A 16,561-nucleotide genomic window follows, 5' to 3' on the forward strand; every position below is an offset into this window, starting at 1 on the left:
TCCCTTTAGGGAGAGGGTTGGGGAGAGGGCGCTCTTACACCCAACGCCGATGCCACCGACAAACCCCGTTCGCGAGCAAGCTCGCTCCTACGAGAAGCGGTGCGTGCCTGCAAGGAGGGCGTCATGCGCCCTGCGCAAAGCCTTCAGAGCTTGAGGATGAGCTTGCCGAAGTTCTCCCCGCTGAACAGCTTGAGCACCGTCTGCGGGAAGGTCTGCAGGCCTTCGACTATGTCTTCCTTCGATTTCAGCTTGCCCTCGGCCAGCCAGCCGGCCATCTCGCGCATGGCCTCGGGGAAGCGGCTGGCGTAGTCCATCACCACCATGCCTTCCATGCGCGCGCGGTTGACCAGCAGCGACAGGTAGTTGGCCGGGCCCTTCACCGCCTGCTTGTTGTTGTACTGGCTGATGGCACCGCAGATCACCACCCGCGCCTTGGGCGCCAGGCGCGCCAGGCAGGCGTCGAGGATGTCGCCGCCGACGTTGTCGAAGAACACGTCGATGCCGTTGGGGCAGCAACGCTTCAGGCCCAGGGCGAGGTCCTCGTTCTTGTAGTCGACGGCGCCGTCGAAGCCCAGTTCCTCCACCAGGTAGCGGCACTTGTCCTCGCCGCCGGCGATGCCGATCACGTTGCAGCCCTTGATCTTGGCGATCTGCCCGACCACGCTGCCCACCGCGCCGGCCGCGGCGGAAACCACCACGGTCTCGCCGGCCTTGGGCAGGCCGACGTCGAGCAGGCCGAAGTAGGCGGTCATGCCGGTCATGCCCAGGGCCGAGAGGTACAGCGGCAGCGGCGCGCGGTTCGCGTCGACCTTGTAGAAGCCCCTGGACTCGCCGAGGAAGTAGTCCTGCACGCCGAGGGCGCCGTTGACGTGGTCGCCGACGACGAAGGCCGGGTTGTTCGAGGCCACCACCTGGCCCACGCCGAGGGCGCGCATCACCTCGCCCAGGCCCACCGGCGGAATGTAGGACTTGGCGTCGTTGAGCCAGCCGCGCATGGCCGGGTCCAGCGACAGGTACAGGTTGCGCACCAGCACCTGGCCCGGGCCGGGCTCGCCGAGCGGGGTTTCCTGGTAGCGGAAGGTGTCCTGGTCGATGGCGCCCTGGGGGCGCTGGGCGAGCACGAACTGGCGGTTGAGCGGGGCGGTCATGGCAGTGGCCTCGGGGAGGGGAAAACCTAGGGATAGTCCGCGGCGGCGGCGTCGGCAAGCTGCCGCCGACCACGAGAATGCCCGGTTATCCATGTAAATGATCCAGGCGCGAGGCATTCATCACCCGTGCGGATAATGCGAGCTACAGCTGCCTGATAGTGCTTTGCCCGCGGCGGGCGCTGGCTAGACTCGTACGATTCTCCATCCGTTCGAGGACAGTCCATGAGTCAGCTGCTTTCCGGCCAGGTCGCCCTGGTCACCGGCGCCGCCGCCGGCATCGGCCGCGCCACCGCCCAGGCCTTCGCCCACGAGGGCATCAAGGTGGTGGTTTCCGACGTCGACGCCGCCGGCGGCGAGGCCACCGCCGAGCTGATCCGCGCCGCCGGCGGCGAAGCGCGCTTCATCCGCTGCGACGTGACCCGCGACGCCGAGGTCCAGGCGCTGGTCGCCGCCACGGTGGAGGCCTACGGCCGCCTGGACTACGCCTTCAACAACGCCGGCATCGAGATCGAGCAGGGCCGGCTGGCCGAGGGCAAGGAAAGCGAGTTCGACGCCATCATGGGGGTGAACGTCAAGGGCGTCTGGCTGTGCATGAAGCACCAGATCCCGGTGATGCTCGCCCAGGGCGGCGGCGCCATCGTCAACACCGCCTCGGTGGCCGGCCTGGGCGCGGCGCCGAAGATGAGCATCTACGCCGCCTCCAAGCACGCGGTGATCGGCCTGACCAAGTCGGCGGCCGTGGAATACGCGAAGAAGAAGGTGCGCATCAACGCCGTGTGCCCGGCGGTGATCGACACCGACATGTTCCGCCGCGCCTACGAGGCCGACCCGAAGAAGGCCGAGTTCGCCGCCGCCATGCACCCGGTGGGCCGCGTCGGCAAGGTCGAGGAGATCGCCGCGGCGGTGCTCTACCTGTGCAGCGACAACGCCGGCTTCACCACCGGCATCGCGCTGCCGGTGGATGGCGGGCACACCGCGGTCTGAGGCTCAGTGCCTGGCCAGGCGCTGCGCCAGGCCGCTGTGGCGGATCACCCACTTCTCCAGCTCGGCGCCGAGGAACACCAGCAGCCCGGCGCCCAGCGCCCGTAGCCATTCGGCCGGGCTCAGGCCCCTGGAGCCGAAGATCTCCTGCATCCAGGGCGCGTAGGTGAAGGCCAGCTGCAGCGGGATGCACGCGGCGATGGCCAGCAGCACCCAGCGGTTGCCGAACAGGCCCTCGCGGTTGAGCACCGAGCCGAAGATCGAGCGGCTGTTGATCAGGTAGAACATCTCCGCGATCACCACCGCGTTGACCGCCATGGTCCGCGCCGACTCGATGCCGGTGCCGCGCTGCAGCTCCCAGAGGAACAGGCCGAAGGCGCCGAGCATCATCAGCAGCGCCACCATCAGCACGCGCCAGACGAAGAACCCGGAAAGCAGGGCGTTGCCCGGCGGCCGCGGGCTGCGGCGCATGATGTCGCGCTCGGCCGGCTCGAAGGCCAGGGCCAGGCCCAGGGTGCTGGAGGTGACCATGTTGATCCACAGCACCTGCGCCGGCGTCAGCGGCAGGCCCAGGCCGAGGAACAGCGCGGCGATCACCACCAGCGCCTCGCCGCCGTTGGTCGGCAGCATGAACAGGATGAATTTCTTCAGGTTGTCGTAGACCGCGCGGCCCTCGCGCACGGCGCTGGCGATGCTGGCGAAGTTGTCGTCGGCCAGCACCACGTCGGCGGCCTCGCGCGCCGCCTCGGTGCCCTTGCGGCCCATGGCCACGCCGACCTCGGCGCGCTTGAGCGCCGGGGCGTCGTTGACGCCGTCGCCGGTCATCGCCACCACCTGGCCGTCCTCCTGTAGGGCCTGCACCAGGCGCAGCTTGTGCTCGGGGCTGGCGCGGGCGAACACGTCCACCTCCAGGGCCACGCGGCGCAGCTCGGCGTCGTCCATCAACGCCACCTCGGCGCCGGTCACCGCCGGGCGGCCGACGCCGATGCCCAGCCGGGCGCCGATGGCGCGGGCGGTCTCGGCATGGTCGCCGGTGATCATCTTGACGCGGATGCCGGCCTGCTGGCAGTGCGCCACGGCGGCGATGGCCTCGGCCCGCGGCGGGTCGATCAGGCCCACCAGGGCCAGCAGGGTGAAGCCTTCGGCGACGTCGTCGAAGTTCAGTTGCGCGCCCTGCGGCGCCGCCTGCCTCGCGGCCAGGGCCAGCAGGCGCAGGCCGCGGGCGGCGGTGTCGGTGGCCATGCGCCGCCAGTAGTCCGGGTCCAGCGGCGCCGCGCCGGCATCGGTGAGCTGCGTCGAGCACATTTCGAGGATGCGCTCCGGCGCGCCCTTGACCAGTATCCACGGGCGGCCTTCGGCGTCCTGGTGGCTGCTGGCCATGAAGCGGTGCTGCGACTCGAAGGGAATGCTGTCCAGCCGCGGCCAGTCCCGGGCGCAGGTTTCCTGGGGCAGCCCGGCCTTGGCGCCGAGCACCAGCAGCGCGCCTTCGGTGGGGTCGCCCTCGATGCTCCACTGGCCGGCGTCCTCGCGCAGCTGGGCGTCGTTGCACAGCACCCCGGCGCGGATCGCCTGCAGCAGCGCCGGTTGCGTGTCCGGCTGCACGGCTCGGCCATCGATGCTGAAACCGCCCTCGGGGACGTAGCCGACGCCTTCTACTTCGTACACCCGCTCGGCGCAGACCAGGCGCTGCACGGTCATTTCGTTGCAGGTCAGGGTGCCGGTCTTGTCCGAGCAGATCACCGTCACCGAGCCCAGCGTCTCCACCGCTGGCAGGCGCCGCACGATGGCGCGCTGGCGGGCCATGCGCTGCACGCCCAGGGCGAGGGTCACGGTCATGATCGCCGGCAGCCCCTCGGGGATGGCCGAGGCCACCAGGGCCACCACCATCATGAACATCTGCTCCGGCGTCTCGCCCAGCCACAGGGTGCCGAGCAGGAACACCAGGGCGCCGATGCCGAGGATGACCATGGCCAGGATGCGGCCGAAGCGGTCGATCTGCCGCAGCAGCGGGGTGGTCAGGTTCTCCACGCTGCTGAGCATCTGGTTGATGCGCCCGAGCTCGGTGTCCGCCCCGGTACCTACCACCAGGCCGCGGGCCTGGCCGTAGACCACCAGGGTGCCGGAGTAGGCCATGCCGTAGCGGTCGCCCAGGGGCGCGTCGGCGGCCACCGCTTGCGCGCTCTTCTCCACCGGCAGGGATTCGCCGGTCAACGCCGCCTCGTCGACACGCAGCTCCTTGCCGCCGAGCAGGCGCAGGTCGGCTGGCACGCGGTCGCCGGAGGCCAGCAGCACCAGGTCGCCGGGGACCAGGGCGGCGGCGTCGATCTGCTGGCGCTTGCCCTGGCGCACCACGGTGGCGGTGGAGGAGAGCATGCCGCGGATGGCGTCCAGCGCCGATTCGGCCTTGCCTTCCTGGATGAAGCCGATCACCGCGTTGATCAGCACCGCGCCCAGCAGCACCGCAGTGTCCACCCAGTGGCCGAGCAGCGCGGTGACGAGCGCGGCGGCGACCATCACGTAGAGCAGGATGTTGTGGAACTGCAGCAGCAGGCGCAGCAGCGGGCCGCGCCGGCGCGGCGGCGCCAGGCGGTTCTCGCCGTATTGCTGGCGGCGGCTTTGCACCTCGGCCTCGTCGAGGCCGCCGGGGCCGCTGCGCAGGCGGGCCTGGACCTCGTCGCTGGCGAGGCTGTGCCAGGGCGTGGCGCTGGCGTCGGAGTGGGAAACGCGGCGTCGGCTCATGCAAGGCTCCTGTCGGATGGGGCAGGGGTGAGCTACAGCATGGACAGGCGGGCGTCCGCCGGGCTTGACCTGGAACAGCGCAGGCGACCGGCGCCCTCCCAGTGTTTTGCATTCTGTTACAGCAGGAACCTGTTTTGGCCGGCAGGGACAGTTACAAAGGCCACACTGGTAGGAAGAATCGGCCTACGGCGGCGTCAGACCGCCCCTTCGCGTGCTGCAGGAGAATCACAAGAATGACCGCCAGCCCCTTGCTTACCCTGTTCCTCCCCGTGGCCCTGGGCATCATCATGCTCGGCCTCGGGCTATCCCTGACCCTAGCCGACTTCGCCCGTGTCGTGCGTTATCCCAAGCCGGTGCTCATCGGCCTGGTGTGCCAGATCATCCTGCTGCCGCTTGCCTGCTTCCTGATCACCCTCGGCTTCGCCCTGGAAGCGGCGCTGGCGGTGGGCATGATGCTGCTGGCCGCATCCCCCGGCGGCACCACGGCCAACCTCTACAGCCACCTGGCCCACGGCGACGTGGCGCTGAACATCACCCTGACCGCGGTGAACTCGGTGATCGCCATCTTCACCATGCCGCTGATCGTCAACCTGTCGCTGCTGTACTTCATGGACGAGGGCCAGGCCATCCCGCTGCAGTTCGGCAAGGTGTTGCAGGTATTCGTCATCGTCCTCGGTCCGGTGGCCATCGGCATGCTGGTGCGGCGCCTGCTGCCGGCGCTGGCGGCGGCCCTGGAGAAACCGGTGAAGATTCTTTCGGCGCTGCTGCTGGCGGTGATCATCGTCATCGCCGTGAGCAAGGACTGGCAGACCTTCATCACCTACGCCCCGGTGGTGGGCGTGGCGGCGCTGTGCTTCAACCTGGCGAGCCTGGCCGTGGGCTACTGGGTGCCGCGCCTGCTGCGGCTGTCGCGCCCGCAGTCGATCGCCATCGGCATGGAGATCGGCATCCACAACGGCACCCTGGCCATCGCCCTGGCCCTGAGCCCGATGCTGCTGAACAACCACACCATGGCGATCCCGGCGGCGATCTATGGGGTGCTGATGTTCTTCACGGCGGGGGCGTTCGGGTGGTGGGTCAGTCGCGGGGTGAAGAAGGGGGTGGCGGGGGAAGTGGTGGTTTGAGGGGGTTGTCGTTCGCTGGATATTTCGGTGTCTGGGGTTGGCTCCGTTCCCTCTCCCTAACCCTCGGCTGCGCGCCCCGCCCTGAAGGGAGAGGGGACCGTTCGGCGTGCGTGGGTACTCCACAGTTAGCCGGCAAGCGCGAAGTATCCGGCGTAGGCCATTCTCCCCGTTGGCACGGACAAGCCCCCTCTCCCTTCAGGGCGGGGCGCGCAGCCGAGGGCTGGGGAGAGGGGCTCTCGCCCAACCCCTGAACCTTCCTCATCAAATCGCCCGACGCCAATTCAACACCAACTGCGTCATCAACCCCGCCACCAGCCCCCAGAAGGCCGACCCCACGGAAAACAGCGTGAAACCCGAAGCAGTCACCAGGAACGTAACCATCGCCGCCTCACGCTGGCGGGCCTCGGCCATGGCGTTGCTCAGGCCGTTGGTGATCGAGCCGAGCAGCGCCAGGGCGGCTATGGACAGAACCAGCGCCTTGGGTAGGGCCGCGAACAGCGCCGCCAGGGTGGCGCCGAAGATGCCCGCCACGCCGTAGAAGACCCCGCACCAGAGCGCCGCGGTGTAGCGCTTGTGCGGGTTCTCGTGGGCTTCCGGGCCGGTGCAGATGGCCGCGCTGATGGCCGCCAGGTTGATGCCGTGGGAGCCGAACGGCGCCAGCAGCAGCGAGGCGATGCCGGTGGTTGAGATCAGCGGCGAGGCCGGCACCTGGTAGCCGTCGGCGCGCAGCACGGCCAGGCCCGGCATGTTCTGCGAGGCCATGGCGACGATGAACAGCGGGATGCCGATGCTGATGGTGGCGGCCAGGGAGAAGCTCGGCGCGGTCCACACCGGCCTGGCCACTTCCAGCTGGAAGTGGCTGAAGTTCAGCAGGCCCAGGGCGCCGGCCAGGGCCACGCCCACCAGCAGCGCGACGAACACCGCGTAGCGCGGCGACAGGCGCTTGGCCAGCAGGTAGCTGAGGAACATCGCCACCACCAGCAGCGTCTGCTGCTCGGCCGCGCGGCAGATCTCGATGCAGATGCGGAACAACACCCCGGCCAGCAGGGCCGAGGCCAGCGAGCCGGGCACCTGGCGCATCAGGCGGTCGAAGCTGCCGGTGACGCCGCACAGGGTGATCAGCCCGGCACAGACGATGAAGGCGCCGATGGCCTCAGAATAGGGCACGCCCGGCAGGCTGCTGATCAGCAGCGCGGCGCCGGGGGTGGACCAGGCGATGACGATGGGCGTGCGGTAGCGCAGGGTTAGGCCGATGGTGGTCAGGGCCATGCCGATGGACAGCGCCCAGATCCACGAGGAAATCTGCGCGTTGCTCAACCCGGCGGCCTGGCCGGCCTGGAACATCAGCACCAGCGAGCTGGTGTAGCCGGTGAGCATGGCGACGAAGCCGGCCACCACGGCGGCGGGGGAGGAGTCGGCGAAGGGGCGCAGGCGCGCGCTGGTCGAATCGGTCATGCGGGGGTGATGTCCACGAACAGGGGGTAGAGGGAGGCTACCAGCAGCAGGGCCATGCCGATATTGAACACGCGGCGCCGCGCCGGCTGTTCCAGCCAGTGCCGCAGGCAACTGCCGAGCACCGTCCAGACGCCGACGCTGGGCAGGTTGACCACGGCGAACAGCACCGCGATCAGCAGCACGTTGCCGGCGAAGCCCTGCTGCGGGGTATAGGTGGTGATGGCGCCGATGGCCATGATCCAGGCCTTGGGGTTGACCCACTGGAAGGCCGCCGCCTGCAGGAAGCTGAACGGCTTGCCGCTGCCGCGCCCGTTGGCCTGCGGCGCGCCGGCGCGGGCGATGCCCCAGGCCAGGTACAGCAGGTAGGCCGCGCCCAGGTAGCGCAGCGCCTGGTAGGTGAAGGGGAAGGCGTGGAACAGCTGGTCCAGCCCCAGGCCCACGGCGACCACCAGCAGCAGGAAGCCGATGCTGATGCCGAGCATGTGCGGGACGGTGCGGCGCACGCCGAAGTTCACCCCGGAGGCCAGCAGCATCATGTTGTTCGGCCCGGGCGTGATGGAGGTGACGAAGGCGAAGCCGATGAAGGCGGCCAGGAGTTCGAGGGGCATGGCGGCACGCGTCTTGTGGTTTTTCCGCAGCCTAACCCCCGGCCTGCGGGCTGTCGCGTAACAGCCAGGGGAGGATCGGGCCGTACAGTGGCGCGCCCGGCGTGCTGTGGATATGGTGGGCAGGTCGCAGTCGTGGAGTCCCGCCATGGACCACAACCCCTATGCCGCGCCCAAGGTCGAGCTGATCGAGGCGCGCACCCCGGCCAGCCTCGCCGGCGGCCGCTGGAGCCCCGGTCACCTGCGCCTGCTGGCCTGGCTGAGCCTGGCGCTGCTGCTGGCGCAGAGCGTGCTGTTCGGCCTGTCGTTCCTCGGCGGCACTGGGCGCGGCGACGCCCTGGACAGCTACAGCCTGTGGCTGGGCGTGCTCTGCACGCTGCTCGGCTGCTACCTCAGCTGGCGCGCCACGCAGTTCCTGGTCGAGCGCTTCGGCGCCCGCGGCATGGCCTGGCCGCTGTGGCTGTCCATCGGCCTGGCGCTGGTGATCCAGGCCTACGCGGTGATCTTCGACGCCCAGCTCGACGGCACGCCCAACGCCGCCCTGGCCGGCTTCATGGCGCTGTTCCTGCCCAGCGGCCTGGTGGGCCTGTGGTATGGCGTGCGGGTGCTGAAGATCGGCCTGCCGTACCCCTCGGTGAAGGTGCTGGGCTGGCTCGACGTGCTCTCGGGCGTGTGCATGGCCAGCATCCTGCTGTTCATCCCCGGCACCGTCCTGGCCGCCGCGGCGCTGCTGCCGCTGGCGCTGATGTTCCTGCGCGGCGCGCGGGAGCTGGAGGGCGGCGCTCAGGTTTCCTGAAGCGACTGCGCCAGGGCCTGGTTGACCGCCAGCCAGCCGTGCACCGCCTCTTCGCCGGCCTCGGCGAAGGCGCGCTGCAGCAGGCGCGCCTGTTCGTTGCGCAGGGCCCGTTCCAGCCTGGCGCCCTCGGTGGTGAGGCTGAGCAGGCGCTTGCGCTTGTCGGCCGGCGAGGCTTCGCTGCGGATCAGCTGCATCTCCTGCAGTTGCCGCAGCGGCATGTTCAGCGCCTGCTTGCTCACGCCCAGGGTGGCCAGCAGCTCCTTCACGCTCAACCCGCTCTGGCGCGCGACGAAGAACAGGATGCGGTGGTGCACCCGGCCCAGGCCGCGGCGGGCGAGGATCTCGTCCGGCTTGGCGGTGAACGCTCGGTAGCTGAAGTAAAAGGCTTGCATGGCTTCCGACCAGGTGTCGGAGGGCAGAAGGTCAGGCATATTGACGTATCCGTTCGGCCGTCGTAGCTTCGGTCAACCAGTTTGACCCATTTGCTCCTGCCTCCGCTACCGGTGACCCCATGGCCTTCTCCGAACGCATCGCCCGCCTGAAAAGCTCCCTGATCCGTGAAATCCTCGCTGCGGCGCAACGTCCGGAGGTGATGTCCTTCGCCGGCGGCCTGCCGGCCGAACCCATGCTGCCCAAGGTGGAATGGGCGGACATGCCGGCCAGCATGGGCCAGTACGGCATGAGCGAGGGCGAGCCGGCCCTGCGCGAGGCCATCGCCGCCGAAGCGCGGGCCCTGGGCGTGCCCTGCGATGCCAGCCAGGTGCTGATCGTCAGCGGTTCGCAGCAGACCCTCGACCTTGCCAGCAAGCTGTTCATCGACCCGGGCACCGAGGTGCTGCTCGAAGCGCCGACCTACCTGGCCGCGCTGCAGGCCTTCCAACTGTTCGGCGCCGACTGCGTGACCGTGCCGCTGGGCGCCGAGGGCCCGGACGTGGCCGCCCTGCGCCAGCGCCTGGAGCGGCACAAGCCGGCCTTCGCCTACCTCATCCCGACCTTCCAGAATCCGTCCGGCGTGCGCTACAGCGAAGAACGCCGCGACGAAGTGGCGGCGCTGCTCGACGAGTTCGGCGTGACCCTGATCGAAGACGAACCCTACCGCGAGCTGGTGTTCGACGCCGGCAGCGCCACCCCGCTGGTCAGCCGTCTGAAGAAGGCCAGCTGGATCTACACCGGCACCGTCTCCAAGACACTGCTGCCGGGCCTGCGCGTGGGCTTCCTGATCGCCACCCCGGACCTGTTCCCGCACCTGCTGCGCCTGAAGCAGTCGGCCGACCTGCACACCAACCGCATCGGCCAGTGGCAGGCCCTGCAGTGGTTCGGCACCGAGGCCTACCGTGGCCACCTGGCCGAACTGCGCGACTTCTATCGCATCCGCCGCGACGCCATGCAGGCCCAGCTGGAAGAACACTTCGCCGACCTGGCCGAGTGGAACGTGCCCCAGGGTGGGCTGTTCTTCTGGCTGACCCTGAAGCAGCCGCTGGACACCCGCGGCCTGCTGGACGAGGCCCTGCAGCAGAACGTGGCCTTCATGCCCGGCGAACCCTTCTTCACCGACCCCGATGCCAACCCCGGCCACCTGCGCCTGAACTTCAGCCACGTGGCGCCGGAGCGCCTGGGCGAGGGCCTGCGCCGCCTGGCCACGGTGATCCGCGAAGCGCAAGCGGCCCAATCTGCCTGAGGAGGCGACATGTATACCGTCTACGGCGACCGGTTGTCCGGCAACTGCTACAAGGTCAAGCTGGTCCTGCACCTGCTCGGCCTGCCGTACCAATGGCAGGACGTCGATATCCTCAAGGGCGAGACGCAGACCCCGGAATTCCTGGCCAAGAACCCCAACGGCAAGGTGCCGGTGCTGGAACTGGAGGACGGCAGCTGCCTGTGGGAATCCAACGCCATCCTCAACTTCCTCGCCGACGGCAGCGACCTGTTGCCGAAGGAACCGCGCCTGCGCACCCAGGTGCTGCAGTGGCAGTTCTTCGAGCAGTACAGCCACGAGCCCTACGTGGCGGTGGCGCGTTTCATCCAGTTCTACCTGAAGATGCCGGACGAGCGCCGCGCCGAGTACGAGGACTGCCTGAAGGGCGGCTACAAGGCCCTGGACGTGATGGAGCAGCAACTGGCGCGCACGCCCTACCTGGTGGGCGACAGCTACTCCATCGCCGACATCACCCTGTACGCCTACACCCACGTGGCGCACCAGGGCGGTTTCGACCTCTCCGGCTACCCGGCGATCAATGCCTGGATGGCGCGCGTCGCGGCACACCCGCGGCATGTCGGCATGCTCGACTGAGCGTCCCTAGGTGTCAGAAGAAGCCCGCCATTGCGCGGGCTTTTTCGTATTCGTGCGCTCTGGCTCGCAGTTTAAGGGCCTTCCCATTGACGGGCATCATGGCGCGCGCCGTTTCGCCTCCCTACCCTGGACCCAGCCAACAATAGAGCAGTAGCCGGGCCGCGGCGGCAGAAATGCCGGCGGCCGGTGGGGGAGGTAAAGATGGCCTATCTGGTCTGGCAGGATGACCTGAACACCGGCATCCAGGTGATCGACAACCAGCACAAGCGAATCGTCGAGATGATCAACCAGTTGCACGAGGCCCAGGGCACGCTGGACAAGGCGCGGGTCGGCGAGGTGATCGAGGAGCTGGTGGACTATACCCAGTCGCACTTCGCCTTCGAGGAAACCTTGCTGGAAGACTCCGGCTACCAGTTCACCCGCGCCCACAAGAAGGTCCACGAACTCTTCATCAAGCGCGTTTCCGACTACCGCCTGCGCTTCGCCGCCGGCGAGGACGTCGCCGAGGAACTCAAGGGGCTGCTCGGGCGCTGGCTGTTCACCCACATCCGCAACGACGACGCCAACTACGTGGAGTCGGTCAAGGCCAGCATGCACGAGCTGACCCACGACCAGAGCCACGGCGGCTGGCTGTCGCGCTCGATGAAGCGCTTCTTCGGCTGACGCCGGCGGGCGAAACCGCAGCGGCCATCTATGCTCAGTCCAGAACAAGAAGGGACGACATGGAGGACCCTGCATGAAACGCCTGTTCAGTGCGCTGCTGTTCTGCCTCGCCTGCCTGACCCCGCTGCACCTGCCGGCCGCCACCAGCACAGCGGCCGACGCCGCCCAGGCCCAGCGGGCCCGGCAACTGCTGGAGAAGGCCGTGGCCTACTACCGCCAGGAAGGCGACAAGGCCTTCGCCGCGTTCAGCCGCCAGGGCGAGTTCGTCGACAACGAGCTGTACGTCTACGTCGTCGACAGCAAGGGCGTGATGCTGGCCAGCGGCGGCCCCTCGGTGGTGCTGATCGGCCGCGACGTCTCGCAACTGCTCGACCCGAACATGCGCACGCAGTTCGCCAAGGCCCTCAAGGCGCCGGAGAACGGCAAGGTGCAGGAAACCGAATACCGCTGGAAGAACTGGGCCGACGGCCGCGTCGAGCGCAAGCACACCTACTACCAGCGCATAGGCGACCGCTTCCTGGCGGTGGGCTACTACATCCCGCGCGCCGACGCCCGCCAGGCCGAGGCCATGCTGCAGAAGACGGCCAAGGCGGTGGAAGGGGCGCCGGAAGCGACCTTCAAGCGCATCAACGACCTCGACAAGGCCTTCATCGAGGATGACCTCTACGCCTTCGTGGTCGACATGGACACCGGCAAGTTCGTCGCCCACGGCTACAACACGCGAATGGTCGGCACCGACTTCGCCAGCCTCAAGGACCCGGCCGGCAACGCCATCGGCCAGGCCATGCTGGCGCTGGCGAAAAGCAAGGGCGAAGGGCAGTTCGACTACCAGTGGCGCAACCCGGTGACCGGCAAGGTGGAGAACAAGCATGCCCTGCTGCGCAAGAGCGGGCATTACCTGGTGGCGGTGGGGTACTACACGGCGGGGGGGTGAGTCCGCCAGGGGCTATTCGTGCCATCGGGGTGTCCGGCGCGCTCGGCGAATCCAATCGCGGACAAAGTCCGCTCCTACGCCCGAGCTTCCCAGGCCGCACCGAGGTGTTCTTCGTAGGATGGGTTGAGCCTGCGAAACCCATGCGGTGGCGGTGATGGATATCGCTTCGCTCAACCCATCCTGCGGGGCATTGTATTTGCCGGAGGTTGTAGGAGCGGACTCCGTCCGCGATTATCCCCGGCCGTGCGGAACCCTCCGGCGGCATGGACTCCCCGACCCCCCAAAGAAAAACCGGCCCCACAGGCCGGTTTTCCATTCCCGCAAGCGACCTCAGCGAATCAGGCTGAGAAACTCGCTGCGGGTGGCGGCGTTCTCGCGGAACTCGCCGAGCATCACCGAGGTGACCATGGAGGAGTTCTGCTTCTCCACGCCGCGCATCATCATGCACATGTGCTTGGCTTCGATGACCACCGCCACGCCCAGGGCGCCGGTGACCTGCTGCACGGCCTCGGCGATCTGCCGGGACATGTTCTCCTGGATCTGCAGGCGGCGGGCGTACATGTCGACGATGCGCGCCACCTTGGACAGGCCCAGCACCTTGCCGTTGGGGATGTAGGCCACGTGGGCCTTGCCGATGAAGGGCAGCAGGTGGTGCTCGCACAGCGAGTACAGCTCGATGTCCTTGACCAGCACCATTTCGCTGTTGTCGGAGCTGAACAGCGCGCCGTTGACGATCTCGTCCAGCGTCTGCTGGTAGCCGCGGCAGAGGTACTGCATGGCCTTGGCGGCGCGCTTGGGCGTGTCGAGCAGGCCTTCGCGGGTGACGTCCTCGCCGAGCTGGCTGAGGATCTGCGAGTAGTTTTGTTCCAGGGACATGTTCTACCTGTTGGGACTCGTTGAAGCGCAGAGGCGCAGGGTAGGGCGCGCGTGACGTGCTGGCAAGGGCGCGGTGCGCCAGCGGGAGCGACGGATTACTCGTCGCGCCCCTCCAGCATGGTGCGGCGCAGCATCACGTAGAGCGAGCCGGTGCCGCCGTGGCGCGGCAGGGCCGAGGTGAAGCCCAGGACCTGCGGGTGCTGGCGCAGCCAGGTGTTGACGTGGCTCTTGAGCAGCGGCCGGCGACCGTCGGTGCGCGCCGCCTTGCCGTGGGTGACGCGCACGCAGCGCACCTCCAGGCGGGTGGCCTCGGCGAGGAAGTCCCAGAGCAGCTCGCGGGCCTTCTCGATGTTCATGCCGTGCAGGTCGAGGCTGCCCTCGAAGCCGATCTGGCCGGCCTTGAGCTTGCGCATCTGGCCTTCCTGCACGCCGTCGCGGGCCCAGTACAGCTCGTCTTCGGCGCCGACGTCGATGACGAACAGATCGGACAGCCCGTCGACGCGCAGGTTTTCCACCTTCGTCATGGCGTTCTGCTGGCGCAGCTTGACCTGCTGGCGGTCGGCCTTGGGCTTGCCGGTGTCGGCCTGGTCCACCTGGATGCGCTTGACGCCGCGCATCTCGTTGGCGAACAGGGAAAAATCGTCGTCTTGCATGGAGCCTCCGCGAAGAGGCTGCATTCTAGAGGATCGCGGGCGCTTTGCGGCAAGCCGCTCAGCCGCGCTTCTTCATCAGCCGCGGCGACAGGCTGAGGCCGTCGCCACGCCGCGCGCGGCGCCGCGCCAGGCGCCAGAACAGCACGCCCAGCCACAGGGCGAGCAGGCCGATCACCAGCAATACCGCGCCGGCCGCCGGTTCGATGTGCATGACCCCCGCCGCCGGCTGCCGGCGCAGCAAGGCCGCGCCGCCGGCCAGGGCGCCGAGCACGCCGAACGCGGCGATCAGCGCGGCCACGGCGGCCACGAAACGCCAGCGCCAGCGGCCCGGTCGCTTCGGGCGTAGCGTGCGTGGATCGAAACTGTCGGACATCTTCATCCCGGCTTCCTCATCTGCTGAACGAGGCTATGACCGGTGTCGGCGGGAGGGGGTTCCGCCCCCACAGGGAATGCCTGGCCCGCCCGTCCGGCGCGTGCCCGCTGGATGTGTCGCCTTACAGCCTAATAGCTGCGGCGGCAGCTTGCCGCCGCAGCGGGACGGACGGCGCTCAGATCAGCGCCTGGGCCTCGCCGACCACGGCGGCGAAGTTGTCGCCCAGGGCGGCCATTTCCGCGTGGTGCAGGTCGCGCGCCGAGAGCACGCCGCCATCCGGGGTGGGGATGTCGCGGGTGGCGCAGGCGGCGGTGACCAGGGTGCAGCGGTAGCCGTAGTCCTTGGCCGCGCGCACGGTGGTGCTGATGCTCGAATGGGTCATGAAGCCGCAGACGATGATGTCCAGCCGGCCGTTGTGCTGCAGGCGGTCGTGCAGTTCGGTGCCGGAGAAGGCGTTGGGCAGGCGCTTCTCCACCACCACCTCGCCGGGCAGCGGCGCCAGTTCGGGCAGGAACTGCCCGCGCGGGCCCTGCGGGTCGAGCAGGCCGCCGTGGATGCCCAGGTGGCGCACGTGGACGATCGGGGTGCCCTGGCTGCGCGCGGCATCCAGCAGTTGGCGGATCTGCGCGACCGCCGGTTCCAGGCCGGGCAGGGCGAGGACGCCGCTGCGGTACTCTTCCTGGGCGTCGATGATCAGCAGCGTGCTCTGGCGGAGGGTGGCGGGCGGATAGCCGCGTCCGCTGATCTTCAGCATGCTGAGCGGTTGAGACATGACGAACTCCTATGATGCGTATGCCACCATTGTGGTCTGTTCCGCGGGCGCTGTGAATCTATGCGAAACCCGCGCAAAGTGGTATTGACCCCCTCGACGCCGGTATGCGCCCGCGGCAGGCCGCCTTGGGCTAGAATGCCGGCCTTTTTGCCCGCCGCGAGGACCCTGCGCCGTGACCGAATCCCGTTTGCTGACCCTTCGAGACCATATCCGCTGGGCGGTCAGCCGCTTCCATGCCGAGGGGCTGTACTTCGGACATGGCACCGACAACGCCTGGGACGACGCCCGCCTGCTGGTGCTCGGCGCGCTGCACCTGCCGTGGGAAATGGCCGATGCGTACCTGGATTGCCGCCTCGAGGACGACGAGCGCGAGCAGCTGCGCGAACTGCTGCGCCGGCGCATCGAGGCGCGCGTGCCCACCGCCTACCTGCTGGGCGAGGCCTGGTTCTGCGGCCTGCCGTTCGTGGTCGACGAGCGCGTGCTGGTGCCGCGTTCGCCCATCGCCGAGCTGATCCAGCAGCGCTTCGAGCCCTGGCTGGCGGCGGAGCCGGCGCGCATCCTCGACCTGTGCACCGGCTCGGGCTGCATCGGCATCGCCTGCGCCTACGAATTCCTCCAGGCGGAGGTGGTGCTGGCCGACCTGTCCTTCGAGGCCCTGGAAGTGGCCAACGTCAACATCGAGCGTCACGAACTGGGCGAGCGCGTCTACACCGTGCAGGGCGACGGCTTCGCCGGCCTGCCGGGGCAGCGCTTCGACCTGATCGTGTCCAACCCGCCCTACGTCGACGCCGAGGACTTCGCCGACATGCCGGCGGAGTACCAGCACGAGCCGGAACTGGGCCTGGCCTGCGGCCACGATGGCCTGGACCTGGTGCGGCGCATGCTCGCCGAGGCCGCCGACCACCTGACCGAACAGGGCACCCTGATCGTCGAAGTGGGCAACAGCCAGGTGCACGTCGAGGCGTTGTACCCGGAGGTGGACTTCACCTGGCTGGAATTCCGCCACGGCGGGCACGGCGTGTTCCTGCTGTCGGCGGCGCAGTGCCGCGAACACCAGGCGCTGTTCCGTTCGCGGGTGAACTGAGGCGCCGCGGGCCCTGCCCGCGATTTCGCGCGCAGGGCGCGCTCCTACAGGGGCCTGCGCCGGGTGCT

Annotated in this window: 17 protein-coding genes; 8 read left to right on the forward strand and 9 right to left on the reverse strand. The window is 68.7% G+C overall.

Annotated elements, in window-relative coordinates; translation table 11 throughout:
• Positions 1-143: 143 nt before the first annotated feature.
• Complete coding sequence (locus tag ACTWJ5_RS11045; protein WP_444438513.1) at positions 144-1,148, reverse strand: NADP-dependent oxidoreductase; 1,005 nt, start codon at positions 1,146-1,148, stop codon at positions 144-146.
• Between the two features lie 222 nt (positions 1,149-1,370).
• Here ACTWJ5_RS11045 and ACTWJ5_RS11050 point away from each other — a divergent pair, with 222 nt between their 5' ends.
• Positions 1,371-2,132 (forward strand): SDR family oxidoreductase, encoded by a 762-nt coding sequence (locus tag ACTWJ5_RS11050; protein WP_074984872.1) that lies wholly within the window; start codon positions 1,371-1,373, stop codon positions 2,130-2,132.
• 3 nt (positions 2,133-2,135) lie between these two features.
• Here ACTWJ5_RS11050 and ACTWJ5_RS11055 read toward each other — a convergent pair whose 3' ends face one another.
• Positions 2,136-4,868, reverse strand: a complete 2,733-nt coding sequence (locus ACTWJ5_RS11055; RefSeq protein WP_444438516.1) for an HAD-IC family P-type ATPase — start codon at positions 4,866-4,868, stop codon at positions 2,136-2,138.
• 233 nt (positions 4,869-5,101) lie between these two features.
• Here ACTWJ5_RS11055 and ACTWJ5_RS11060 point away from each other — a divergent pair, with 233 nt between their 5' ends.
• Positions 5,102-5,992, forward strand: coding sequence for a bile acid:sodium symporter family protein (locus ACTWJ5_RS11060; RefSeq protein WP_253390119.1), 891 nt, complete (start codon positions 5,102-5,104; stop codon positions 5,990-5,992).
• A 261-nt stretch (positions 5,993-6,253) separates the two neighbouring features.
• Here the strand turns inward: ACTWJ5_RS11060 and ACTWJ5_RS11065 are convergent, their stop codons facing one another.
• Together ACTWJ5_RS11065 and ACTWJ5_RS11070 are read right to left on the reverse strand one after the other, a co-directional pair.
• Positions 6,254-7,447 carry a benzoate/H(+) symporter BenE family transporter gene (locus ACTWJ5_RS11065; RefSeq protein WP_444438518.1) on the reverse strand — a complete coding sequence of 398 codons (1,194 nt, stop codon included), beginning with the start codon at positions 7,445-7,447 and terminating at the stop codon, positions 6,254-6,256.
• Positions 7,444-8,055 (reverse strand): LysE family translocator, encoded by a 612-nt coding sequence (locus ACTWJ5_RS11070; protein ID WP_009618608.1) that lies wholly within the window; start codon positions 8,053-8,055, stop codon positions 7,444-7,446. Before ACTWJ5_RS11070 ends, ACTWJ5_RS11065 begins: the two co-directional genes overlap by 4 nt.
• Positions 8,056-8,200: 145 nt before the next feature.
• Between ACTWJ5_RS11070 and ACTWJ5_RS11075 the strand changes: the two genes are divergently transcribed.
• Entirely contained in the window at positions 8,201-8,848 is a 648-nt protein-coding gene (locus ACTWJ5_RS11075) for a hypothetical protein (protein WP_009618610.1), read from the forward strand.
• On the opposite strand, the gene ACTWJ5_RS11080 is transcribed toward ACTWJ5_RS11075, so the two are convergent.
• Entirely contained in the window at positions 8,836-9,279 is a 444-nt protein-coding gene (locus tag ACTWJ5_RS11080; RefSeq protein WP_074984866.1) for a MarR family winged helix-turn-helix transcriptional regulator, read from the reverse strand. The two genes, ACTWJ5_RS11075 and ACTWJ5_RS11080, sit on opposite strands and share 13 nt — an antisense overlap.
• 80 nt (positions 9,280-9,359) lie before the next feature.
• On the opposite strand from ACTWJ5_RS11080, the gene ACTWJ5_RS11085 reads away from it, so the two are divergent.
• The 4 genes from ACTWJ5_RS11085 (at position 9,360) to ACTWJ5_RS11100 (ending at position 12,735) form a co-directional block, all read left to right on the forward strand.
• Positions 9,360-10,526, forward strand: a complete 1,167-nt coding sequence (locus tag ACTWJ5_RS11085; RefSeq protein WP_444438520.1) for an aminotransferase-like domain-containing protein — start codon at positions 9,360-9,362, stop codon at positions 10,524-10,526.
• Between the two features lie 9 nt (positions 10,527-10,535).
• Positions 10,536-11,138 (forward strand): glutathione S-transferase family protein, encoded by a 603-nt coding sequence (locus ACTWJ5_RS11090; RefSeq protein WP_116424092.1) that lies wholly within the window; start codon positions 10,536-10,538, stop codon positions 11,136-11,138.
• Between the two features lie 201 nt (positions 11,139-11,339).
• Complete coding sequence (locus tag ACTWJ5_RS11095; RefSeq protein ID WP_009618618.1) at positions 11,340-11,801, forward strand: bacteriohemerythrin; 462 nt, start codon at positions 11,340-11,342, stop codon at positions 11,799-11,801.
• Between the two features lie 73 nt (positions 11,802-11,874).
• A complete protein-coding gene (locus ACTWJ5_RS11100) occupies positions 11,875-12,735 on the forward strand; it encodes a cache domain-containing protein (protein ID WP_074984861.1) in 861 nt (286 codons plus the stop codon).
• A 330-nt stretch (positions 12,736-13,065) separates the two neighbouring features.
• Here ACTWJ5_RS11100 and folE read toward each other — a convergent pair whose 3' ends face one another.
• The 4 genes from folE to ACTWJ5_RS11120 form a co-directional block, all read right to left on the reverse strand.
• Positions 13,066-13,611, reverse strand: coding sequence for a GTP cyclohydrolase I FolE (folE, locus tag ACTWJ5_RS11105; protein ID WP_009618627.1), 546 nt, complete (start codon positions 13,609-13,611; stop codon positions 13,066-13,068).
• Positions 13,612-13,706: 95 nt separating this feature from the next.
• Positions 13,707-14,264: a Smr/MutS family protein gene (locus ACTWJ5_RS11110; protein WP_444438524.1), complete on the reverse strand. Its 558-nt coding sequence runs from the start codon at positions 14,262-14,264 to the stop codon at positions 13,707-13,709.
• Between the two features lie 58 nt (positions 14,265-14,322).
• Positions 14,323-14,643 (reverse strand): hypothetical protein, encoded by a 321-nt coding sequence (locus ACTWJ5_RS11115; protein WP_009618630.1) that lies wholly within the window; start codon positions 14,641-14,643, stop codon positions 14,323-14,325.
• Positions 14,644-14,812: 169 nt separating this feature from the next.
• The gene (locus ACTWJ5_RS11120) at positions 14,813-15,409 is read right to left on the reverse strand and encodes a cysteine hydrolase family protein (protein ID WP_009618632.1); all 597 of its coding nucleotides are present in this window, start codon (positions 15,407-15,409) and stop codon (positions 14,813-14,815) included.
• Between the two features lie 172 nt (positions 15,410-15,581).
• Here ACTWJ5_RS11120 and prmB point away from each other — a divergent pair, with 172 nt between their 5' ends.
• On the forward strand, positions 15,582-16,493 hold the full coding sequence (gene prmB, locus ACTWJ5_RS11125) for a 50S ribosomal protein L3 N(5)-glutamine methyltransferase (RefSeq protein WP_253411913.1): 912 nt from the start codon (positions 15,582-15,584) through the stop codon (positions 16,491-16,493).
• Positions 16,494-16,561 lie beyond the last annotated feature (68 nt).

Origin of the sequence: Pseudomonas sp. A6, from assembly GCF_052367875.1 — a bacterium.
Lineage (GTDB): Bacteria > Pseudomonadota > Gammaproteobacteria > Pseudomonadales > Pseudomonadaceae > Pseudomonas > Pseudomonas citronellolis.

Coding starts and splice junctions, on each gene's coding strand:
- ACTWJ5_RS11045 (WP_444438513.1), bottom strand. CDS start 1,148: ATGACCGCCCCGCTCAACCGCCAGTTCGTGCTCGCCCAGCGCCCCCAG.
- ACTWJ5_RS11050 (WP_074984872.1), top strand. CDS start 1,371: ATGAGTCAGCTGCTTTCCGGCCAGGTCGCCCTGGTCACCGGCGCCGCC.
- ACTWJ5_RS11055 (WP_444438516.1), bottom strand. CDS start 4,868: ATGAGCCGACGCCGCGTTTCCCACTCCGACGCCAGCGCCACGCCCTGG.
- ACTWJ5_RS11060 (WP_253390119.1), top strand. CDS start 5,102: ATGACCGCCAGCCCCTTGCTTACCCTGTTCCTCCCCGTGGCCCTGGGC.
- ACTWJ5_RS11065 (WP_444438518.1), bottom strand. CDS start 7,447: ATGACCGATTCGACCAGCGCGCGCCTGCGCCCCTTCGCCGACTCCTCC.
- ACTWJ5_RS11070 (WP_009618608.1), bottom strand. CDS start 8,055: ATGCCCCTCGAACTCCTGGCCGCCTTCATCGGCTTCGCCTTCGTCACC.
- ACTWJ5_RS11075 (WP_009618610.1), top strand. CDS start 8,201: ATGGACCACAACCCCTATGCCGCGCCCAAGGTCGAGCTGATCGAGGCG.
- ACTWJ5_RS11080 (WP_074984866.1), bottom strand. CDS start 9,279: ATGCCTGACCTTCTGCCCTCCGACACCTGGTCGGAAGCCATGCAAGCC.
- ACTWJ5_RS11085 (WP_444438520.1), top strand. CDS start 9,360: ATGGCCTTCTCCGAACGCATCGCCCGCCTGAAAAGCTCCCTGATCCGT.
- ACTWJ5_RS11090 (WP_116424092.1), top strand. CDS start 10,536: ATGTATACCGTCTACGGCGACCGGTTGTCCGGCAACTGCTACAAGGTC.
- ACTWJ5_RS11095 (WP_009618618.1), top strand. CDS start 11,340: ATGGCCTATCTGGTCTGGCAGGATGACCTGAACACCGGCATCCAGGTG.
- ACTWJ5_RS11100 (WP_074984861.1), top strand. CDS start 11,875: ATGAAACGCCTGTTCAGTGCGCTGCTGTTCTGCCTCGCCTGCCTGACC.
- folE (WP_009618627.1), bottom strand. CDS start 13,611: ATGTCCCTGGAACAAAACTACTCGCAGATCCTCAGCCAGCTCGGCGAG.
- ACTWJ5_RS11110 (WP_444438524.1), bottom strand. CDS start 14,264: ATGCAAGACGACGATTTTTCCCTGTTCGCCAACGAGATGCGCGGCGTC.
- ACTWJ5_RS11115 (WP_009618630.1), bottom strand. CDS start 14,643: ATGAAGATGTCCGACAGTTTCGATCCACGCACGCTACGCCCGAAGCGA.
- ACTWJ5_RS11120 (WP_009618632.1), bottom strand. CDS start 15,409: ATGTCTCAACCGCTCAGCATGCTGAAGATCAGCGGACGCGGCTATCCG.